The organism is Streptomyces sp. FXJ1.172 (genome assembly GCF_001636945.3).
Classification (GTDB): domain Bacteria; phylum Actinomycetota; class Actinomycetes; order Streptomycetales; family Streptomycetaceae; genus Streptomyces.
In genome coordinates this window covers 4,034,095-4,052,113 of sequence record NZ_CP119133.2, presented here as the reverse complement: position 1 = coordinate 4,052,113, position 18,019 = coordinate 4,034,095, and the positions used below count along the sequence as shown (strand labels likewise).

Sequence of the window (18,019 nt, the reverse complement as noted above, 5' to 3'; positions counted from 1 at the left end):
TTTGCAAGGGATACCTGCACATGACGCAATCCACCGGGCTGGACCTGAACCTGCTGGTCGCGCTGGACGTGCTGCTGGAGGAGCAGAGCGTGCAGGGCGCCGCGCGCCGGCTGCATCTGTCCGAGCCCGCCATGAGCCGCACCCTCGGCCGGATCCGCAGGGCGCTCGGCGACCCGGTCCTGGTGCGCGCCGGACGCCGGATGGTGCCCACCCCGCACGCACTCGCCGTACGCGCCGAGGTGAGCGCGGTGGTGGAGCGGGCCCGGGCCCTGTTCGCGCCGGGCCGGGACACCGATCTGCGCACGGTGTCCCGGACGTTCACGATCCTCGGTCACGACGCGATCGCCGCCACGCACGGCGCGACCCTCTTCGCCCGTGCCGCTCGCGAGGCTCCCGGGATCCGCCTGCGCTTTCTGTCCGAGAGCCACGTCGACGCCCCGTTCCTGCGGCAGGGCACCGCCGATCTGGAGGTCGGGGTGATCGACTCGACCGCGCCCGAGGTGCGGGTGGAGACGGTGTACGAGGAGCGCATGCTCGGCGCCGTACGCGCCGGACACCCGCTGCTCACCGGGGAGTTGACGCCCGAGCGGTTCGCCGGCGAGGCGGGACACCTGATCGTCTCGCGGCGCGGCAGGCAGCACGGCCCGATCGACGCCGCCCTCGCCGAACTCGGCCTGGAACGCCGGGTGGTGGGCAGCGTGGGCACCTACCCCGCCTCGCTCTTCGTCCTGCGCGAGACCGATCTGATCGGCCTGATCACCTCCTACGGCCGCGCGCTGGCCCACGCCCTCGGCCTGCTCACCTTCGAGATCCCCCTCAGGCTGCCGGTGGTGAAGGTGGGTCTCGCCTGGCACCCGCGCCACGACGCCGACCCCGCCCACGCCTGGCTGCGCCGCTGCGTACGCGAGCTGATGACCGCGGAGCCGGCCGCCTAGCCGCCTTCTCGTACGCCGCCCGTGCCTCGGTGCGCACGGCGCGGGTATCCGGGCGTACGGCGTCCGGGCTGCGCGGGCGCCCCGCGCTCCAGCCCGTCGAGAGCCCGCCGAGAGCCCGTCGGGCAGCCGCCGCGAGAGCCCCGGCCGCCCGCTCCCGCCGGGATGCGGCATCGAGGTGGTCTCACTCGTTCGCGGCGCGTGCCGGGCGCCGGGCCGTCTCCGCTCCTACCGTGGCCTCATGACGACCGTCCCCGCCTCCTCCCCGCCGACCGCCCGGCCGGCCGTCCAGCCCGTCGGATACTGGACCTGGGCCGCCCACCAGGCCGTCGTGCGTCATCTGCGCGGCGCCCTGGCCGGAATCGATCTCACCCAGCCGCAGTGGTGGGTCCTGAAGGACATCGGCGCCGAATCCGCTCCCCGCACCCGGGCCGAACTCCAGCACCTCCTCGCCCCGCACCTCGACGCGGGCCCGGAGGAGATCGGCCGTGCCATCGACACGCTGACCGCCCGGGCGTGGCTGACCACCGACGAGGCCGGGAGGCTGCACGCCACCGATGCCGGCCGGGCGGCGACCCGGCGCGCCGTCGAAGTCCTCGAGCGGGTGCGCGCCGAGATCCACGACGGCATCCCGGAGGAGGAGTACGCCACCACGCTGGACGTCCTGCGCCGGATGATCCGCAACCTGGGCGGCCGGACCGACCTGTACCCCTGACCACGGTGCCGTCCTGATCACCGTGCCGTCCTGACCGCCCTGCTGTCCCTGGCCGCCCTGCGTTCCTGACCACCCTGCGTTCCTGACCACCCTGCGTTTCTGGCCACTCTGCGTTCCTGGCTACCCCGCCGTTCCTGGCCATCCTGAGTTCCTGATCACCGCCGTCCGCCGGGCGAGCCGGACCCCGGGCGATGGCAGCCCCCCCATTTGTCCCTTTTCGCCCGCGTTTTCAGTGACGAGGCGCACTTTCGGACATGGATTACGCATGCCCTCCGCAGGCCCTGGGCAGGCGGACGCGGTCCCCGAGAGTGACACGTGTGTGACACAGGGGCACGGATCAGGAACGGAAGGCAACACCGATCATGGCGGACAGAACGGAACGGCCGGCCCAGGCGACCATCCACGCGGCAGGTGCGTGGCTGGAAGCGGTCTCCGGTGCGACGCGCGAGATCCTGGACCCTGCGGACGGCCGGCCGTTCGCCGTGGTCGCCGAGGGTGACGAGAAGGATGCGGAGCGGGCGGTGGCCGCGGCCCGGCAGGCCTTCGACCAGGGGCCCTGGCCCTCCACCCCGGTCGCCGAGCGGGCCGCGCTGCTGCGCCGCGTCGCCGACCTCCTCGTACGCGACCGCGAAGCGCTCGGCCTGCTGGAGAGCAGGGACGCGGGCAAGACCGTCGAGGAGGGCCGGATCGACATCGACTGTGTCGCCGACGCCTTCCGCTACTTCGCCGACCTGGTCGCCGCCGAGGCCCCCGGCCGGGTGGTCGACGCGGGCTCGCCCGACATCCACAGCGTGGTCGTGCACGAGCCGGTCGGCGTCTGCGCGCTGATCACCCCCTGGAACTACCCGCTGCTCCAGGCCAGCTGGAAGATCGCCCCGGCGCTCGCCGCCGGCAACACCTTCGTCGTCAAGCCCAGCGAGATCACCCCGATGACCACCATCGCGCTGATCGAGCTGCTGGCGGAGGCCGGTCTGCCCGCCGGTGTCGCGAACATCGTCACCGGACCCGGCCACACCGTCGGCGCCCGGCTCGCCGAGCACCCCGACGTCGACCTGGTCTCCTTCACCGGCGGCCTGGTCAGCGGCACCAAGGTCGCCCAGGCCGCGGCGCCCACCGTCAAGAAGGTCGCGCTCGAACTCGGCGGCAAGAACCCCAACGTCGTCTTCGCCGACGCCTGCGCCACCGAGGACGGCTTCGACACCGCCGTGGACCAGGCGCTCAACGCGGCCTTCATCCACAGCGGCCAGGTCTGCTCGGCCGGTGCCCGGCTGATCATCGAGGAGTCGGTCCGGGACCGCTTCGTCACTGAACTCGCCCGCCGGGCCCAGAAGATCCGGCTCGGGCGCGGCACCGCCGACGGCGTCGAGTGCGGTCCGCTCGTCTCCGCGCAGCAGCGCGAGAAGGTGGAGGGCTACGTCGCCTCCGCGCTCGCCGAGGGCGCCGTGCTGCGCTGCGGCGGCAAGCGGCCCGAGCCGGGCGAAGTCCGCCCGGAGACCGGGTACTTCTACGAGCCGACCGTCCTCGACGCCTGCCACCGCGAGATGAGGGTCGTACGGGAGGAGGTCTTCGGGCCCGTCCTCACCGTCGAGACCTTCCGCACCGAGGAGGAGGCCGTCCGCCTCGCCAACGACACCGAGTACGGCCTCGCCGGCGCCGTGTGGACCGCCGATGCGGGCAGGGCCCGCCGGGTCGCCGGACGCCTGCGCCACGGCACCGTCTGGATCAACGACTTCCACCCCTACCTGCCGCAGGCGGAGTGGGGCGGCTTCGGCAAGAGCGGCACCGGCCGCGAGCTGGGGCCCGCCGGACTCGCCGAGTACCGCGAGACCAAGCACGTCTACCAGAACCTCGCGCCCAAGGCCGTGCGCTGGTTCGCCGGCTGAGCCCCGCGCCCTGACTTCCGAGACCCCTCTGGAGTAGTACCCCCCATGTCCCCTTCCTCGCCCCCTTCCCCTTCGCCGTCCCCCGCCGCTGACCACCTCTACGACTACGTCGTCATCGGCGGCGGCACCGCGGGCTCCGTCATCGCCTCCCGCCTCACCGAGGACCCGGACGTCACGGTCGCCGTCATCGAGGGCGGCCCCAGCGACGTCGGCCGCGACGACGTCCTCACCCTGCGCCGCTGGATGGGCCTGCTCGGCGGCGACCTCGACTACGACTACCCGACGGTGGAGCAGCCGCGCGGCAACTCCCACATCCGGCACAGCCGCGCCCGCGTCCTCGGCGGCTGCTCCTCCCACAACACGCTCATCTCCTTCAAGCCGCTGCCGTCCGACTGGGACGAGTGGGAGCAGGCCGGCGCCAAGGGCTGGGGCGCCGTGCCGATGGAGGCCTACTTCGCCCGCCTGAAGAACAACATCGTCTCCGTCGACGAGAAGGACCGCAACGCCATCGCCCGCGACTTCGTCGACGCCGCCCGGTCGGCGCTCGGCGTCCCGCGCGTCGAGGGCTTCAACAAGAAGCCGTTCACCGAGGGCGTCGGCTTCTTCGACCTCGCCTACCACCCCGAGAACAACAAGCGGTCCTCCGCCTCCGTGGCGTACCTGCACCCGGTCATGGACGAACGGCCGAACCTGCGTGTCCTCCTGGAGACCTGGGCGTACAAGCTGGAGCTGGACGGCACCCGCGCCGAGGGCGTGCACGTGCGCACCAAGGACGGCGAGGAACTGCTGATACGCGCCCGCAAGGAGGTCGTGCTGTGCGCGGGCGCCGTCGACTCCCCGCGCCTGCTGCTGCACTCGGGCATCGGCCCCCGGGCGGACCTGGAAGAGCTGGGCATCCCGGTCGTCCACGATCTGCCGGGTGTCGGCGAGAACCTGCTCGACCACCCCGAGTCGGTCATCGTCTGGGAGACCCACGGGCCGATCCCGGAGAACTCCGCGATGGACTCCGACGCGGGCCTGTTCGTGCGCCGCGACCCCGAACATGCGGGCCCGGACCTGATGTTCCACTTCTACCAGATCCCGTTCACGGACAATCCGGAGCGCCTCGGCTACGAACGCCCGCAGTACGGCGTCTCGATGACCCCGAACATCCCCAAGCCGAAGTCCCGCGGCCGCCTGTACCTGACCAGTGCCGACCCGGAGGTGAAGCCCGCCCTGGACTTCCGCTACTTCACCGACGAGGACGACTACGACGGCCGGACCCTGGTCGACGGCATCCGCATCGCCCGCGAGATCGCCAAGGCCGAGCCGCTGGCCGGCTGGCTCAAGCGCGAGGTGTGCCCCGGCCCGGAGATCACCGCGGACGAGGAGCTGAGCGAGTACGCCCGCAAGGTCGCGCACACCGTCTACCACCCGGCCGGCACTTGCAAGATGGGCGCCGTCGATGACGAACTCGCCGTGGTGGACCCGGAGTTGAGGATCCGCGGCCTGGAGGGCATCCGGATCGCCGACGCCTCCGTATTCCCGACGATGACCGCCGTGAACCCGATGATCGGGGTGCTCATGGTCGGGGAGAGGGCCGTCGACCTGATGGGTGGTGAGGTCCGATGACCGCCACCGTCCCCACCCGCAAGCCGCCCACCGCCACCGGCAGCGACGCCCCGGTCTTCTCCGTCTCCGGCCTGTGGAAGGTCTTCGGCCCGAAGCCCGAGCGCGTGCCCGCCGACCCGGAACTCACCGCGCTGGACCCCGCCGGCCTGCGCGCCCGCACCGGCTGCACGGCCGCCGTCCGGGACGTCTCCTTCGACGTCCGCAAGGGCGAGGTCTTCGTCGTCATGGGTCTGTCCGGCTCCGGCAAGTCCACCCTGGTGCGCTGCCTGACCCGGCTCATCGAGCCGACGGCCGGGACCATCGCCATCGACGGCGAGGACGTCCGCGCGATGGACAAGTCCCGCCTGCGCGAACTGCGCCGGCACCGCGCCGCCATGGTCTTCCAGCACTTCGGCCTGCTCCCGCACCGCACGGTCCTCGACAACGTCGCCTACGGCCTGGAGATCCAGGGCGTCGGCAAGGCCGAACGGCGCGAGCGTGCCGCCGAGGTCGTGCGCAAGGTCGGCCTGGAGGGCATGGAGAAGCGCCGCCCCAGCCAGCTCTCCGGCGGTCAGCGCCAGCGCGTGGGCCTGGCCCGGGCGCTGGCGGCCGACCCCGAGGTCCTCCTCTTCGACGAACCGTTCAGCGCCCTCGACCCGCTCATCCGCCGTGACATGCAGGACGAGGTGGTCCGGCTGCACCGCGAGGAGGGCCGCACGATGGTCTTCATCACCCACGACCTCGCCGAGGCCCTGAAACTCGGCGACCGCATCGCCCTGATGCGCGACGGCGAGGTCGTCCAGCTGGGCACCCCGGAGGAGATCGTCGGCTCCCCGGCCGACGACTACGTCCGCGAGTTCGTCCGGGACGTCCCGCGCGAGCAGGTCATGACGGTCCGTACGGCCATGAGGCCGGGCGACTGCGGCGGCCGCGAGCACCCCGGCGCGCTGGCTCCGGACGCGGTGGTCGCGGACGCGATCAGGACGGTGGCCGAGACCGGCACACCGGCGTGCGTGATGGACCACGGCAAGTGCGTCGGGACCGTGGACCACGAGTTGCTGCTGGACGTCGTGGCCGGCATCGACGTACGCGTGGCCGGCGGTGCGGCGCCCGCCGCGCAGCAGGCGGCACCCGGCAAGCGCCGGCAGGCGACCCCGCCCGGCCCTCGCACCACCCCGGAGGCCGTCTGATGGCAACGCTCTCCGTCTCGGCCTCCCGCACCGCCGCACCCCGCGTCCTGAAGAGCCGGGCCGTGGGCAAACTCCTCCTGCTCGCGCTCCTCACCGCGGTCCTCCTGCCCTTCCTCAGCCGCTGGGGCAACGGAAGCTGGCCCCACGAACTGACCGTCAGCCTCTCCAGCCCCCTGACGTCGGCCAGCAACTGGGTGATCGACAACCGGGACAGCCACCCCCTGTTCCTGTACTTCTTCGGCTACATCAGCAACGCGGTCGTCCTCTCCGTCCGCGCCGTCTACCTCACCCTGCTCGCCGCGGGCTGGACCGGCGTCACGGTCTTCGGCGCCCTGGTCGCCTGGCGCGTGGCCGGGGTCCGGCTCGCCGCCGGCACGGCCGTCGCCTTCCTGGCCTGCGGAGCCCTCGGCATGTGGGTGCCGACCATGCAGACCCTCGCGCTCATGGTCGCGGCCGTCCTCGCGTCCGTGATCGTCGGCGCGCTGCTCGGCCTCGCCGCCGGGCTGTCCGACCGCCTGGACCGCGCCCTGCGCCCGGTCCTGGACACCATGCAGGTGCTCCCGGCCTTCGCCTACCTCCTCCCCGTCGTCCTGGTCTTCGGCATCGGCGTCCCCGCGGCGGTCCTCGCCACCGTCGTCTACGCCGCCCCGCCGATGGCCCGCCTCACCGCGCTCGGCCTGCGCGGCGCCGACCCCGAAGTCCTGGAGGCCGTGGAGTCGCTCGGCGCCACCCGCCGCCAGCGGCTGCTGAGCGCCCGTATCCCGCTGGCCCGGGGCGAACTCCTGCTGGGCCTCAACCAGACGATCATGATGGCGCTGTCCATGGCCGTCATCGCCTCGGTCATCGGCGCCGGCGGCCTCGGCGACCGCGTCTACCAGGCGCTCGCCTCCGTCGACGTCGGCCAGGCCCTCGCGGCCGGCATCCCGATCGTGCTGCTCGCGATCGTCCTTGACCGCGTGACCGCGGCCGCGGGCGACGACCGTACGGCGTCCACGGCGCCCACGGCGCACCCCCGGACGATCGGCTGGGCGTACGTCCTCGCCGTCACCGTGGCCGTCGCCCTCGCCGGGCGCCTCCTGCACGGCCTGAACTGGCCGGCCGGCTGGACCCTTGACATCGCCGCACCGGTCAACCGCGCCGTCGACTGGATGACCGCCCACCTCTACTCCGGCGTCCCGGTCGTCGGCGGTACGGCCGACTGGGCGGGCCACTTCACCACCTGGATCCTGGACCCGGTCCGCAGCGGTCTGCAGTGGCTGCCCTGGTGGTCCGTGCTGCTCGTCGTCGCCGCGCTCGCCTGGCTGATCGGCACCTGGGCGACCGCCCTGACCGCCGTCCTCGCGATGGCCGCGATCGGCGTGCTCGGCGTCTGGGACCCGGCCCTCGACACCCTCTCCCAGGTGCTGGCCGCCGTCGCCGTCACCCTGGTGCTGGGCTTCGCCACCGGTATCGCCGCCGCCCGCAGCGACCGCGTGGAGCGCGCCCTGCGTCCCGTGCTGGACGTCTTCCAGACGATGCCGCAGTTCGTGTACCTGATCCCGGTCGTCGCGCTGTTCGGCGTCGGCCGCGCGCCCGCCGTCGCCGCGGCCGTCGTCTACGCCCTCCCGGCCGTCGTCCGGATCACCGCGCAGGGCCTGCGCCAGGTCGACCCGGCCGCGCTGGAGTCGGCGCGCTCGCTCGGCGCGACCGGCCGCCAGCAGCTGTGGCAGGTCCAGCTCCCGCTCGCCAGGCGCTCGCTGCTGCTCGCCGTCAACCAGGGCGTGGTCCTGGTCCTCGCGGTCGTCATCATCGGCGGCCTGGTCGGCGGCGGCGCCCTCGGCTACAACGTCGCCTTCGGCCTCGCCCAGGGCGACCTCGCCACCGGCCTCGTCGCCGGTGCCGCCATCGTCTGCCTGGGCCTGATGCTGGACCGGGTGACGCAGCCGACCGGGCGACGCGCGAAGAAGGGAGCCTGACATGCGACGCCGTACGACTGCCTTGACCGCGACCGCCGTGGTGGGCTCGCTGGCGCTGCTCACCGGCTGCGGTGCCGCCGACATGACCAAGCAGGCCTCGCCGTTCGCGAACGCCCAGGGCGCCAAGTCCGTGACCCTGTCCGTGCAGTCCTGGGTGGGCGCGCAGTCCAACGTGGCCGTCGCTCAGTACCTCCTGGAGCACAAGCTCGGCTACCGCGTCGACACCGTCCAGGTCGACGAGGTGCCCGCGTGGGACGCGCTCAGCCAGGGCCGCGTGGACGCGATCCTGGAGGACTGGGGCCACCCGGACCAGGAGAAGCGGTACGTCGAGGACAAGAAGACCATCGCCCGCGCCGGCGACCTCGGGGTGACCGGCCACATCGGCTGGTTCGTCCCCACCTACCTGGCCAAGCAGCACCCGGACATCACGGACTGGAAGAACCTGAACAAGTACGCCTCCCTCTTCCGCACCGCGGAGAGCGGCGGCAAGGGCCAGCTGATGGACGGCTCCCCGTCCTACGTCACCAACGACAAGGCCCTGGTGAACAACCTGAAGCTGGACTACCAGGTGGTCTTCGCCGGTTCCGAGGCGGCGCAGATCACCCAGATGAGGCAGTTCGCCAAGGAGAAGAAGCCCTTCCTGACCTACTGGTACTCACCCCAGTGGCTGTTCAAGAAGGTCCCCATGACGGAGGTGAAGCTGCCGCCGTACAAGGAGGGCTGCGACGCGGACGCGGCGAAGATCGCCTGCGCCTACCCGCACACCCCGCTGCAGAAGTACCTCAACGCGGACTTCGCGAAGTCCGGCGGCAGGGCGGCCGCCTTCCTCAAGAAGTTCACGTGGACGACCGAGGACCAGAACGAGGTCTCCCTGATGATCGCCGACCAGAAGCTGTCCCCCGAGGACGCGGCGAAGAAGTGGGTGGACAGCCACCCCGGCGTGTGGCGGAAGTGGCTGTCCTGAACACCCCTACTTCTTCAGGCTGTCGGCCATGCCCTTCAGCGCCAGAGACGCCCAGCGCTGGAGCCCCGGCCCGAACGTGATGCGGGTGGCCCCGAGTTCGCCGAGTTCGGTGAGCGAGGGGCCACCGCCGTCCAGCCGGGCGTTGATGTTGACCGGGCCCTGGATCCCGGCCCGCAGCAGCGGCAGCGCGTCCGCCGGGGCGAGGATCGGGTAGATGCAGTCCGCACCGGCCGCCACGTACAACGCGGCCCGCTCGATGGCCCGTTCGGGATCCCCGTCGCCGCGCACGAAGGTGTCGACACGGGCGTTGAGGAACAGCCGGCCGCCCGCGGCCGAGCGGAACTCGGCGAGGAACTCCGCCTGCTCGTGCGGGTCCTTCATGACGCCCTGGGCCGAGTCCTCCAGGTTGCAGCCGACGGCACCGGCCTCCAGCAGCCGCTCCACCAGCTCCTTGGGCGCGAGCCCGTACCCGCTCTCGATGTCCGCCGACACCGGCACGTCCACCGCCCTGGAGATCCGGGCGACCGCCGCGAACATCTCGTCGGCCGGGGTCGACCCGTCCTCGTACCCGAGCGACGCGGCCACCCCCGCGCTCGGCGTGGCCAGCGCCGGGAACCCGGCCTCGGCGAACACCCGGGCGCTGGCCGCGTCCCACGGACCGGGCAGGACCAGCGGATCGTCCTGGGTACGCCCCAGATGCAGCGCGCGGAACACCTCGGCCTTGCTCATGGCAGGTAACCCCCTGGCGGTACGCGACGGCTGACCATCAGACGGTTCCAGCCGTTGATGACGGTGATCAGGCCGATCAGATGGGCGAGTTCGGCCTCGGTGAAGTGTTGCGCGGCCCGCTCGTACACCTCGTCGGACACGCCGTCGGTGAGCAGGGTCACGGCCTCGGTCAGCGCCAGCGCGGCCCGTTCCCGCGCGCTGTAGAGGTCCCCGGTCTCCTCCCAGGCGCCCAGGAGCTGGATGCGGTCCTCAGACTCCCCGTTCTTCCGGGCCGCCGTCAGGTGCATGTCGAGGCAGAACGCGCAGTGGTTGATCTGCGAGGCGCGGATCATGACCAGTTCGGCGAGGGCGGGATCGCCGAGCCCCCTCTTCGCGGCCGCGCTGAGCGCGGACATCGACCGGCCGACCTCCCGGTCCAGTGTCTGAGTGCGGCTCACTTGTGCTGCCCCGGCCGGTAGTGGCCCGGCACCGCGCGGGTGCTCACACCGAACCGGTTCCACGCGTTGATCACCGCGATGGTGGCGATCAGCTGGGACAGTTCGGCCTCCTCGAAGTGCTGCGCGGCCCTCTCGTACACCTCGTCCGGCACGAAACCGTCGGTGAGCACGGTGACCGCCTCGGTCAGCTCGATCGCCGCCAGCTCCTTGGGCGTGTAGAAGTGCTTCGACTCCCGCCACGCGCCGAGCTGCACGATCCGCTGCACGCTCTCCCCGGCCGCCAGCGCGTCCTTCGTGTGCATGTCCAGGCACAGCGCACACCGGTTGAGGGTGGAGGCCCGCAGCCGGACCAGCTCCACCAGCGCGGGGTCCAGGCCCTGCTTGGCCGCCGCGTCGAGGCGGACCATCGCCTTGTAGACCTCGGGCGCGGCCTGGGCCCAGCGCAGCCGGGGCGTGTGCTCGGGGGCGTACTCGCCGCTCTCAGCGGCTTTCCCGGTGCCGGTGTCCGTGCGTGTGTCAGTGCTCATGACCTCGACCCTACGAGCGGGGCAGCCCACGGGTATGGTCCAGTTCCATGGCGGAATCCTGGGCCACTCTCGGCGTCGACCTGCACCTCGAACCGACCGGCTCGGGCGGCCTGCGCCGGGGCCTGACCGACGCCCTGCGGGACGCGGTCCGCACCGGCCGGCTCGCCCCCGGCACCCGGCTGCCCTCCTCACGCAGCCTCGCCGCCGACCTCGGCATCGCCCGCAACACCGTCGCCGAGGCCTACGCCGACCTCGTCGCCGAGGGCTGGCTCACCGCCCGGCAGGGCTCGGGCACCCGCGTGGCGCAGCGCGACGCCGTCCCGTCGCCGGGCGCGTCCCGGGACAGGGGAGCGGCACCCCGGCGCGAGCACCCCGCCCGCCCGGCGTACAGCCTCCTGCCCGGCAGCCCCGACCTGTCCGCCTTCCCGCGCGCCGAGTGGCTCAGAGCCGCCCGCCGCGCCCTCGCCGCCGCCCCGCACGACGCCCTCGGCTACGGCGACCCGCGCGGCCGCGTGGAACTGCGCACCGCCCTCGCCGGCTATCTCGCGCGCGTGCGCGGCGTCCGCGCCGACCCGGAGACCGTGCTGATCACCTCCGGCTTCGCGCACGCCCTGCGCATCACCGGCGGGCTGCTCGGGGCGCGCGGGGTGCGCACGGTGGCGGTCGAGTCGTACGGCCTCGACGCGTACCGGGACGTGCTCCAGCAGGCCGGACTCGCCACGCCGGCCCTGCCGTACGACGAACTGGGCACTGACACACGGGTGTTGGGCGAGGCCGGTGCGGTGCTGCTGACCCCCGCGCACCAGTTCCCGATGGGCACGCCCCTGCACCCCGACCGGCGGGCCGCCGTCGTGGACTGGGCGCGGCGCGCCGGCGGACTGGTCCTGGAGGACGACTACGACGGGGAGTTCCGCTACGACCGCCAGCCCGTCGGCGCCCTCCAAGGGCTCGACCCCGACCGCGTGATCTACTTCGGCACCGCCAGCAAGTCCCTGGCCCCCGGACTGCGCCTGGGCTGGATGGTGCTGCCGCCGGCCCTGGCCCAGGAGGCGGCCTCGGTCAAGGGCACCACCGACACGGTCGGGATCATCGAACAGCTCACTCTTGCCGAGTTCCTCACCTCCGGCGCGTACGACCGCCACGTCCGCGCCTGCCGCCTGCGCTACCGCCGCCGCCGTGACGCCCTGGCCGAGGCGGTCGCCGCCCGCGCCCCCGAGGTCACGGTCACCGGGATCGCCGCCGGCCTGCACGCGGTACTGCGCCTGCCCGACGGCCTGGAACAGTCGGTCGTCCAGGCCGCCGCCTGGCAGGGCCTGGCCCTGCACGGCCTCTCCTTCCACCGCCACCCGCAGGCCGCGGCCGAACCCCTGGACGCCCTGGTGGTGGGCTACGCGACCCCACCGGACAGCGCGTGGGCGGGGGCCCTGGAGGCCCTGTGCCGGGTGCTGCCCTAGTGCCCCGGCAGGCAACGTTCGCCCGTCAAGGAGCGGCGTCCGGTGCGTTCCCCCAGCCTTCGGCCGGGAGGTGCCCCCACTCGCCGTACCGGGCGAAAGCCCAAGTACGTCCGTCAGGCGTCCGGTTCCTGCGCGGCCGGCGCCTCGCCGAAGCGGCCGAGCGCCATCGCTCCCGCCACCGCCACCAGGAAGCCCAGGACCGCCAGCCAGGTCAGCCCCTCGCGCGTGCGGTCGCCCAGCCAGACCACGCCCACCGTCGCCGGGCCGATCGTCTCGCCGATCACCATGCCGGCCGTCGCCGCGGTCACCGCACCGCGGTGCAGGGCGGAGGTCAGCAGCATGAAGGCGGCGCCGGAGCCGATCACCAGCGCGTACGTCGCCGGGTTGGTGAGCAGGGAGGCCGGCCGGAGCGAGTCGATCAGGCGCACCGACACCTCCACCACCCCGAACCCGAATCCGGCTCCGAGCCCGAGGACCAGCGAGCGCCCCTTCCCGGACAGCCGCCCGCCCGCGAGCGCGAGCAGCAGCATGCCCACCGCCACCGCGAGCATCACGTACCGCAGGGTGTCCGACCCGTCCTGCTTCCCCTCGGGCCCGGACGCCAGCGCCAGCATCGCGAGCCCGGCGCACACCACGGCCACCGCGCCCCACTCGGAGCCGTTCAGCCGCACCCGCAGCAGGCGCGCCGCGACCACCGCGGTCACCGCCAGGCTCGACGCCAGGGCGGCGCTGACGGCGTAGATCGGAAGGGAGCGCAGCGCCACGATCTGGAACACGAAGCCGAGCCCGTCCAGGGCCAGCCCGGCGATGTACCGCCACTGTCTGAGCGCGCGCAGCAGCAGCGCCGCCTCGCCTCCCTTGCCCGTACCGGCCGTCCGTGCGGCCACCGCCTGCAACACCGTCGCGGTGCCGAAGCAGACCGCCGCGCCAAGGGCGCACACCATTCCAAAGAGCACGAAGGGACTCTAGGAGAAGGCCGATCAAGCCACCCACCGTGGTCTGCGGTCTTACCGTTCTCTAGGCTGGCCGCCGGTATCCGGCCACGACAACACGGGGGAGACACCACGATGGCTGACACGCGTCGCCGGCTGCGCTCGGGCACGGTCGTCCTCGGCGGCATGGGCCTGCTGGCCGCCGCCCTCACCGCCTGCTCGTCCGATCCGGACAAGCGCTGCGTCGACCGGGACAGCTACCGGCTCACCAAGGGCTACAAGGTCGTCTCCGACAAGAACTGCACGTCCGCCAAGGCGTCCGTCGACGGCGACTGGTACTACGGCGGCACCAGGAAGGCCGGCTACGTCAGCGGCGGCTCCTTCACCAAGCCCCACAGGCATTCCGGGGGCGGCAGCCACGGCGGTGTCCACCGCGGCGGCTTCGGCGGCGGCCACCACAGCTCCGGCAGCTGACCGGAAACCGCCGCGTGCGACGCCGTACGATCACCCCCCGCCCCGGCTGGCAGCAGACCGTCGAGGCACAGGGACTCGTGTATCCCCTCACCCGCCACCCCGACGGCACCCTGCGCCCGTACTGGGACGAGAGCGCCTGCTACGTCTTCGGCCTGGACGAGGTCGAGGCGCTGGAGGAGACCGTCGCGGAACTGCACGGCATGTGCCTCGAGGCCGCCGGGCACATCGTGGCCAAGGACCGCCTCGCCGACCTCGGCATCACCGACCCGCGCGTCGCCGCGGCGGTCACCGAGGCCTGGCACCGCCGCGCCGAACTCCCCAGTGTCTACGGCCGGTTCGACCTGCGCTACGACGGCACCGGGCCGGCGAAGCTCCTGGAGTACAACGCCGACACCCCGACCTCGCTGGTGGAGGCCGCCTCCCCGCAGTGGTTCTGGATGGAGGACCGCTTCCCCGGCGCCGACCAGTGGAACTCCCTGCACGAGCGCCTGGTCGACGCCTGGCGGACGCAGGCCCGGCTCCTGCCGCCCGGCGGCCCGCTCCACTTCGCCCACTCCTCGGCCGACGAACTCGGCGAGGACCTGATGACGGTCGCCTACCTGAAGGAGACCGCCGAACAGGCCGGCCTCGACACCGACTGGCTGGCCATGGAGGAGATCGGCTGGGACAGCCTCTCCGGCCGCTTCGTCGACAACCGGCTCCGGTTCATCCGCGGCATCTTCAAGCTCTACCCGTGGGAATGGCTCACCGCCGACGCCTTCGCCGGGCACGTCCTCGACACCCTCGACAACGGCGGCGGCACCGGCAGCACCCTGTGGATCGAACCCGCCTGGAAGATGCTGCTGAGCAACAAGGCCCTGCTGGCGATCCTCTGGGAGCTGTACCCCGGCCACCCGAACCTGCTCCCCGCCTACCTCGACGGCCCGCGCGAGCTGGCCACGGCCGCGGGCTACGTCGCCAAGCCCCTCCTCGGCCGCGAGGGCGCGGGCGTCACCGTGCACCGGCCGGGCGAGCCCCCCGCCCCGCGCGAGGAACCCTGCTGCAACCAGCAGCTCGCCCCGCTGCCCGCCTTCGACGGCAACCACGTCGTCCTCGGCGCCTGGGTCGTCCAGGGCGAACCGGCGGGCCTGGGCATCCGCGAGTCCTCGGGCCTGATCACGGACGAGTACGCCCGCTTCCTGCCGCACGTGATCCTCTAGTGCCCTGTTGGGGCACTAGACACCGAGCACGCCCGCCAGCTGTTCCAGCCCCCAGTCCAGGTCCGTCTCGCCGATCACGAGGGGAGGGGAGAGCCGGACGGTCGCGCCGTGGCTCTCCTTCGCCAGCACCCCGCGCCCCATCAGCCGCTCGGCGGCCTGCCGCCCCGTGCCGAGCCGCGGGGCGACGTCGACACCCGCCCACAGCCCGCGCCCGCGTACGGCCGTCACCGTGCCCGTGGCCGGCAGGGCCGCCAGCGTGCGGTGCATCCGCGCGCCCAGCTCGGCCGCCCGCGCCTGGAACTCGCCGGTCCGCAGCATCGCGATCACCTCCAGCGCCACCGCGCAGGCCAGCGGGTTCCCGCCGAACGTCGACCCGTGCTCGCCCGGCCGGAACACCCCGAGCACCTCCGCGCTCGACACCACCGCCGACACCGGCACGATCCCGCCGCCGAGCGCCTTGCCCAGCACGTACATGTCCGGCACCACACCCTCGTGCTCGCAGGCGAAGGTCCGCCCGGTGCGGCCGAGCCCGGACTGGATCTCGTCGGCGACGAAGAGCACGTTCCGCTCGCGCGTCAGCTCCCGCACGCCCGGCAGATAGCCCTCCGGCGGCACGATCACCCCGGACTCGCCCTGGATCGGCTCCAGCAGCACCGCCACGGTGTTCTCCGTCAGCGCCTCCCGCATCGCCGTCAGATCGCCGTACGGCACGATCTGGAAGCCCGGCGTGTACGGCCCGAAGTCCGCCCGCGCCTCCGGGTCGGTCGAGAAGCTGATCACGGTCGTCGTACGCCCGTGGAAGTTGCCGGAGGCGACCACGATCTTCGCCATCTCCGAGGGCACGCCCTTGACCCGGTACCCCCACTTCCGGGCCGTCTTCACCGCGCTCTCCACCGCCTCCACGCCGGTGTTCACCGGCAGCACCATCTCCATCCCGCACAGCTCGGCCAGTTCCGCGCAGAACGCGGCGAACCGGTCGTGCAGAAAGGCGCGGGAGGTCAGCGTCACCCGCTCCAGCTGCGCCCGCGCCGCCTCGAGCAGCCGCCGGTTGCGGTGCCCGAAATTGAGCGCCGAGTACCCGGCCAGCAGATCCAGGTACCGGCGGCCCTCGACGTCGGTCACCCAGGCCCCCTCGGCCGTGGCCGCGACGACCGGCAGCGGATCGTAGGTGGGCGCGCAGTGCGCGTCGGCGGTGGCGATGAGGTCGGCTGAAGCGGTCACGGCGTCTCCCGGGGGCGTGAGGGACACGGGGACGAAAGAGGCGTGGGTGCCCCCTTCGGATGAGAGTGCTCCTCTTCCTATCCTCGCTCGCATGGTGGACGCGGGACCTGCCGTCCGTGGCGTGCCCGGTAGGCTGATCAGCGGGCCGTGACTGGCGCGCTGGGATGGGACGGACCATCGGGGAGCGGCTCCAGCGGGAAAGTGCCGTGCGCCTGGGCCGAACGTGAACGCTGTACGCACACCGTCCGGAGGTCCTCATGCCAGAGCAGCAGTCCCTCTCCACCGAGTCCACCGCCTTCCGCGCCGCCCTCGACGTCATCCGCGCCGTCGAGCCGCGCGTCGCCGACGCCATCGGCCAGGAGGTCCACGACCAGCGCGAGATGCTCAAGCTGATCGCCTCCGAGAACTACGCCTCCCCGGCCACGCTGCTCGCGATGGGCAACTGGTTCAGCGACAAGTACGCCGAGGGCACCATCGGCCGCCGCTTCTACGCCGGCTGCCGCAACGTCGACACGGTCGAGTCGCTGGCCGCCGAGCACGCGAAGGAACTCTTCGGTGCCCGCCACGCCTACGTCCAGCCGCACTCCGGCATCGACGCCAACCTGGTCGCCTTCTGGGCCGTCCTCGCCGACCGCGTCGAGGTCCCCTTCCTGGAGAAGGCCGGCGCCCGCCAGGTCAACGACCTGACCGAGGCCGACTGGGCCGAGCTGCGCCAGGCCTTCGGCAACCAGCGCATGCTCGGCATGTCCCTGGATGCCGGCGGCCACCTCACCCACGGCTTCCGCCCGAACATCTCCGGCAAGATGTTCGACCAGCGCTCCTACGGCACCGACCCGGCCACCGGCCTGATCGACTACGAGGCGCTGCGCGCCCAGGCCCGCGAGTTCAAGCCGCTGATCATCGTCGCGGGCTACTCGGCGTACCCCCGTCTGGTGAACTTCCGGATCATGCGCGAGATCGCCGACGAGGTCGGCGCGACCCTGATGGTCGACATGGCCCACTTCGCGGGCCTGGTCGCCGGCAAGGTCCTGACCGGCGACTTCGACCCGGTCCCGCACGCCCAGATCGTCACCACGACCACCCACAAGTCCCTGCGCGGCCCGCGCGGTGGCATGGTCCTGTGCGACGACTCCCTCAAGGACCAGGTCGACCGCGGCTGCCCGATGGTCCTCGGCGGCCCGCTCCCGCACGTCATGGCCGCCAAGGCCGTCGCCCTGGCCGAGGCCCGCCGGCCCGCCTTCCAGGAATACGCCCAGCGCATCGTCGACAACTCCCGTGCGCTCGCCGAGGGCCTGATGCGCCGCGGCGCCACCCTGGTGACGGGCGGCACGGACAACCACCTCAACCTGATCGACGTGGCGACGTCGTACGGCCTCACCGGCCGCCAGGCCGAGGCGGCCCTCCTCGACTCGGGCATCGTCACCAACCGCAACGCCATCCCGGCCGACCCCAACGGCGCCTGGTACACCTCCGGCATCCGCGTCGGCACCCCGGCGCTCACCACCCGTGGCCTCGGCACGGCGGAGATGGACGAGGTCGCGGGCCTGATCGACCGCGTCCTGACGACGACGCAAGCGGGCACGACCAAGTCGGGCGCCCCCTCGAAGGCGGCCCACGTCCTGGACGAGAAGGTCGCCCAGGAGATCGCCCAGCGGGCGACGGACCTGGTGGCGGGCTTCCCGCTGTACCCGGAGGTCGACCTGGGCTGAAGCGCCCACCATCGCGCGGGGCCGCATCCGGTGTGCGGCCCCGCCGCGGGGCCGCAGCAGCCAGAACGGTCCGCGGTTGCCCACGCACCGAACCCGCCCGTCACTCTG

The 18,019-nt window shown here is 72.7% G+C and carries 16 protein-coding genes and 1 riboswitch; of the genes, 11 read left to right on the top strand and 5 right to left on the bottom strand.

The window, feature by feature from the left end:
- The first annotated feature begins 20 nt into the window (after positions 1-20).
- The 7 genes from A6P39_RS17930 to A6P39_RS17900 all read left to right on the top strand — a co-directional run bounded on the left by A6P39_RS17930 (position 21) and on the right by A6P39_RS17900 (position 9,229).
- Complete coding sequence (locus tag A6P39_RS17930) at positions 21-935, top strand: LysR family transcriptional regulator (protein ID WP_067050760.1); 915 nt, start codon at positions 21-23, stop codon at positions 933-935.
- A gap of 238 nt (positions 936-1,173) precedes the next feature.
- A complete protein-coding gene (locus tag A6P39_RS17925; protein ID WP_067050757.1) occupies positions 1,174-1,647 on the top strand; it encodes a MarR family winged helix-turn-helix transcriptional regulator in 474 nt (157 codons plus the stop codon).
- 362 nt (positions 1,648-2,009) lie between these two features.
- On the top strand, positions 2,010-3,530 hold the full coding sequence (locus A6P39_RS17920) for an aldehyde dehydrogenase family protein (RefSeq protein WP_067050754.1): 1,521 nt from the start codon (positions 2,010-2,012) through the stop codon (positions 3,528-3,530).
- A 45-nt stretch (positions 3,531-3,575) separates the two neighbouring features.
- Positions 3,576-5,141 (top strand): GMC family oxidoreductase, encoded by a 1,566-nt coding sequence (locus A6P39_RS17915; protein ID WP_067050750.1) that lies wholly within the window; start codon positions 3,576-3,578, stop codon positions 5,139-5,141.
- Entirely contained in the window at positions 5,138-6,310 is a 1,173-nt protein-coding gene (locus tag A6P39_RS17910) for a quaternary amine ABC transporter ATP-binding protein (protein ID WP_067050747.1), read from the top strand. The genes A6P39_RS17915 and A6P39_RS17910 overlap by 4 nt, the downstream gene beginning before the upstream one ends.
- Positions 6,310-8,265, top strand: a complete 1,956-nt coding sequence (locus tag A6P39_RS17905) for an ABC transporter permease (RefSeq protein WP_199840894.1) — start codon at positions 6,310-6,312, stop codon at positions 8,263-8,265. Before A6P39_RS17910 ends, A6P39_RS17905 begins: the two co-directional genes overlap by 1 nt.
- A gap of 1 nt (position 8,266) precedes the next feature.
- Positions 8,267-9,229, top strand: coding sequence for an ABC transporter substrate-binding protein (locus A6P39_RS17900; RefSeq protein WP_067050744.1), 963 nt, complete (start codon positions 8,267-8,269; stop codon positions 9,227-9,229).
- 6 nt (positions 9,230-9,235) lie between these two features.
- Here A6P39_RS17900 and A6P39_RS17895 read toward each other — a convergent pair whose 3' ends face one another.
- The 3 genes from A6P39_RS17895 to A6P39_RS17885 are packed head-to-tail and all read right to left on the bottom strand — an operon-like array spanning position 9,236 to position 10,922.
- Positions 9,236-9,958 (bottom strand): isocitrate lyase/PEP mutase family protein, encoded by a 723-nt coding sequence (locus tag A6P39_RS17895; RefSeq protein ID WP_067050741.1) that lies wholly within the window; start codon positions 9,956-9,958, stop codon positions 9,236-9,238.
- Positions 9,955-10,353, bottom strand: coding sequence for a carboxymuconolactone decarboxylase family protein (locus A6P39_RS17890; protein WP_067050993.1), 399 nt, complete (start codon positions 10,351-10,353; stop codon positions 9,955-9,957). The genes A6P39_RS17895 and A6P39_RS17890 overlap by 4 nt, the downstream gene beginning before the upstream one ends.
- 38 nt (positions 10,354-10,391) lie before the next feature.
- Positions 10,392-10,922 (bottom strand): carboxymuconolactone decarboxylase family protein, encoded by a 531-nt coding sequence (locus A6P39_RS17885; protein WP_067050738.1) that lies wholly within the window; start codon positions 10,920-10,922, stop codon positions 10,392-10,394.
- Positions 10,923-10,969: 47 nt separating this feature from the next.
- Here A6P39_RS17885 and pdxR point away from each other — a divergent pair, with 47 nt between their 5' ends.
- On the top strand, positions 10,970-12,376 hold the full coding sequence (gene pdxR / locus A6P39_RS17880; RefSeq protein WP_067050735.1) for a MocR-like pyridoxine biosynthesis transcription factor PdxR: 1,407 nt from the start codon (positions 10,970-10,972) through the stop codon (positions 12,374-12,376).
- Positions 12,377-12,489: 113 nt separating this feature from the next.
- Here pdxR and A6P39_RS17875 read toward each other — a convergent pair whose 3' ends face one another.
- Positions 12,490-13,320: a DMT family transporter gene (locus A6P39_RS17875; protein ID WP_067050732.1), complete on the bottom strand. Its 831-nt coding sequence runs from the start codon at positions 13,318-13,320 to the stop codon at positions 12,490-12,492.
- Positions 13,321-13,443: 123 nt separating this feature from the next.
- On the opposite strand from A6P39_RS17875, the gene A6P39_RS17870 reads away from it, so the two are divergent.
- Together A6P39_RS17870 and A6P39_RS17865 are read left to right on the top strand one after the other, a co-directional pair.
- Positions 13,444-13,782 (top strand): hypothetical protein, encoded by a 339-nt coding sequence (locus A6P39_RS17870; RefSeq protein WP_067050730.1) that lies wholly within the window; start codon positions 13,444-13,446, stop codon positions 13,780-13,782.
- A 14-nt stretch (positions 13,783-13,796) separates the two neighbouring features.
- Positions 13,797-14,981: a glutathionylspermidine synthase family protein gene (locus A6P39_RS17865; RefSeq protein ID WP_067050727.1), complete on the top strand. Its 1,185-nt coding sequence runs from the start codon at positions 13,797-13,799 to the stop codon at positions 14,979-14,981.
- Between the two features lie 15 nt (positions 14,982-14,996).
- On the opposite strand, the gene rocD is transcribed toward A6P39_RS17865, so the two are convergent.
- Positions 14,997-16,202 carry an ornithine--oxo-acid transaminase gene (gene rocD, locus A6P39_RS17860; protein ID WP_067050724.1) on the bottom strand — a complete coding sequence of 402 codons (1,206 nt, stop codon included), beginning with the start codon at positions 16,200-16,202 and terminating at the stop codon, positions 14,997-14,999.
- A 137-nt stretch (positions 16,203-16,339) separates the two neighbouring features.
- A riboswitch (ZMP/ZTP riboswitch) is annotated at positions 16,340-16,427 on the top strand.
- A 32-nt stretch (positions 16,428-16,459) separates the two neighbouring features.
- On the opposite strand from rocD, the gene A6P39_RS17855 reads away from it, so the two are divergent.
- Positions 16,460-17,911: a glycine hydroxymethyltransferase gene (locus A6P39_RS17855; RefSeq protein ID WP_067050720.1), complete on the top strand. Its 1,452-nt coding sequence runs from the start codon at positions 16,460-16,462 to the stop codon at positions 17,909-17,911.
- Positions 17,912-18,019: the final 108 nt, after the last annotated feature.

Bases quoted from the DNA above. Each gene is read 5' to 3' on its own strand.
- A6P39_RS17930 (WP_067050760.1), top strand. From the start codon at position 21: ATGACGCAATCCACCGGGCTGGACCTGAACCTGCTGGTCGCGCTGGAC.
- A6P39_RS17925 (WP_067050757.1), top strand. From the start codon at position 1,174: ATGACGACCGTCCCCGCCTCCTCCCCGCCGACCGCCCGGCCGGCCGTC.
- A6P39_RS17920 (WP_067050754.1), top strand. From the start codon at position 2,010: ATGGCGGACAGAACGGAACGGCCGGCCCAGGCGACCATCCACGCGGCA.
- A6P39_RS17915 (WP_067050750.1), top strand. From the start codon at position 3,576: ATGTCCCCTTCCTCGCCCCCTTCCCCTTCGCCGTCCCCCGCCGCTGAC.
- A6P39_RS17910 (WP_067050747.1), top strand. From the start codon at position 5,138: ATGACCGCCACCGTCCCCACCCGCAAGCCGCCCACCGCCACCGGCAGC.
- A6P39_RS17905 (WP_199840894.1), top strand. From the start codon at position 6,310: ATGGCAACGCTCTCCGTCTCGGCCTCCCGCACCGCCGCACCCCGCGTC.
- A6P39_RS17900 (WP_067050744.1), top strand. From the start codon at position 8,267: ATGCGACGCCGTACGACTGCCTTGACCGCGACCGCCGTGGTGGGCTCG.
- A6P39_RS17895 (WP_067050741.1), bottom strand. From the start codon at position 9,958: ATGAGCAAGGCCGAGGTGTTCCGCGCGCTGCATCTGGGGCGTACCCAG.
- A6P39_RS17890 (WP_067050993.1), bottom strand. From the start codon at position 10,353: ATGTCCGCGCTCAGCGCGGCCGCGAAGAGGGGGCTCGGCGATCCCGCC.
- A6P39_RS17885 (WP_067050738.1), bottom strand. From the start codon at position 10,922: ATGAGCACTGACACACGCACGGACACCGGCACCGGGAAAGCCGCTGAG.
- pdxR (WP_067050735.1), top strand. From the start codon at position 10,970: ATGGCGGAATCCTGGGCCACTCTCGGCGTCGACCTGCACCTCGAACCG.
- A6P39_RS17875 (WP_067050732.1), bottom strand. From the start codon at position 13,320: ATGGTGTGCGCCCTTGGCGCGGCGGTCTGCTTCGGCACCGCGACGGTG.
- A6P39_RS17870 (WP_067050730.1), top strand. From the start codon at position 13,444: ATGGCTGACACGCGTCGCCGGCTGCGCTCGGGCACGGTCGTCCTCGGC.
- A6P39_RS17855 (WP_067050720.1), top strand. From the start codon at position 16,460: ATGCCAGAGCAGCAGTCCCTCTCCACCGAGTCCACCGCCTTCCGCGCC.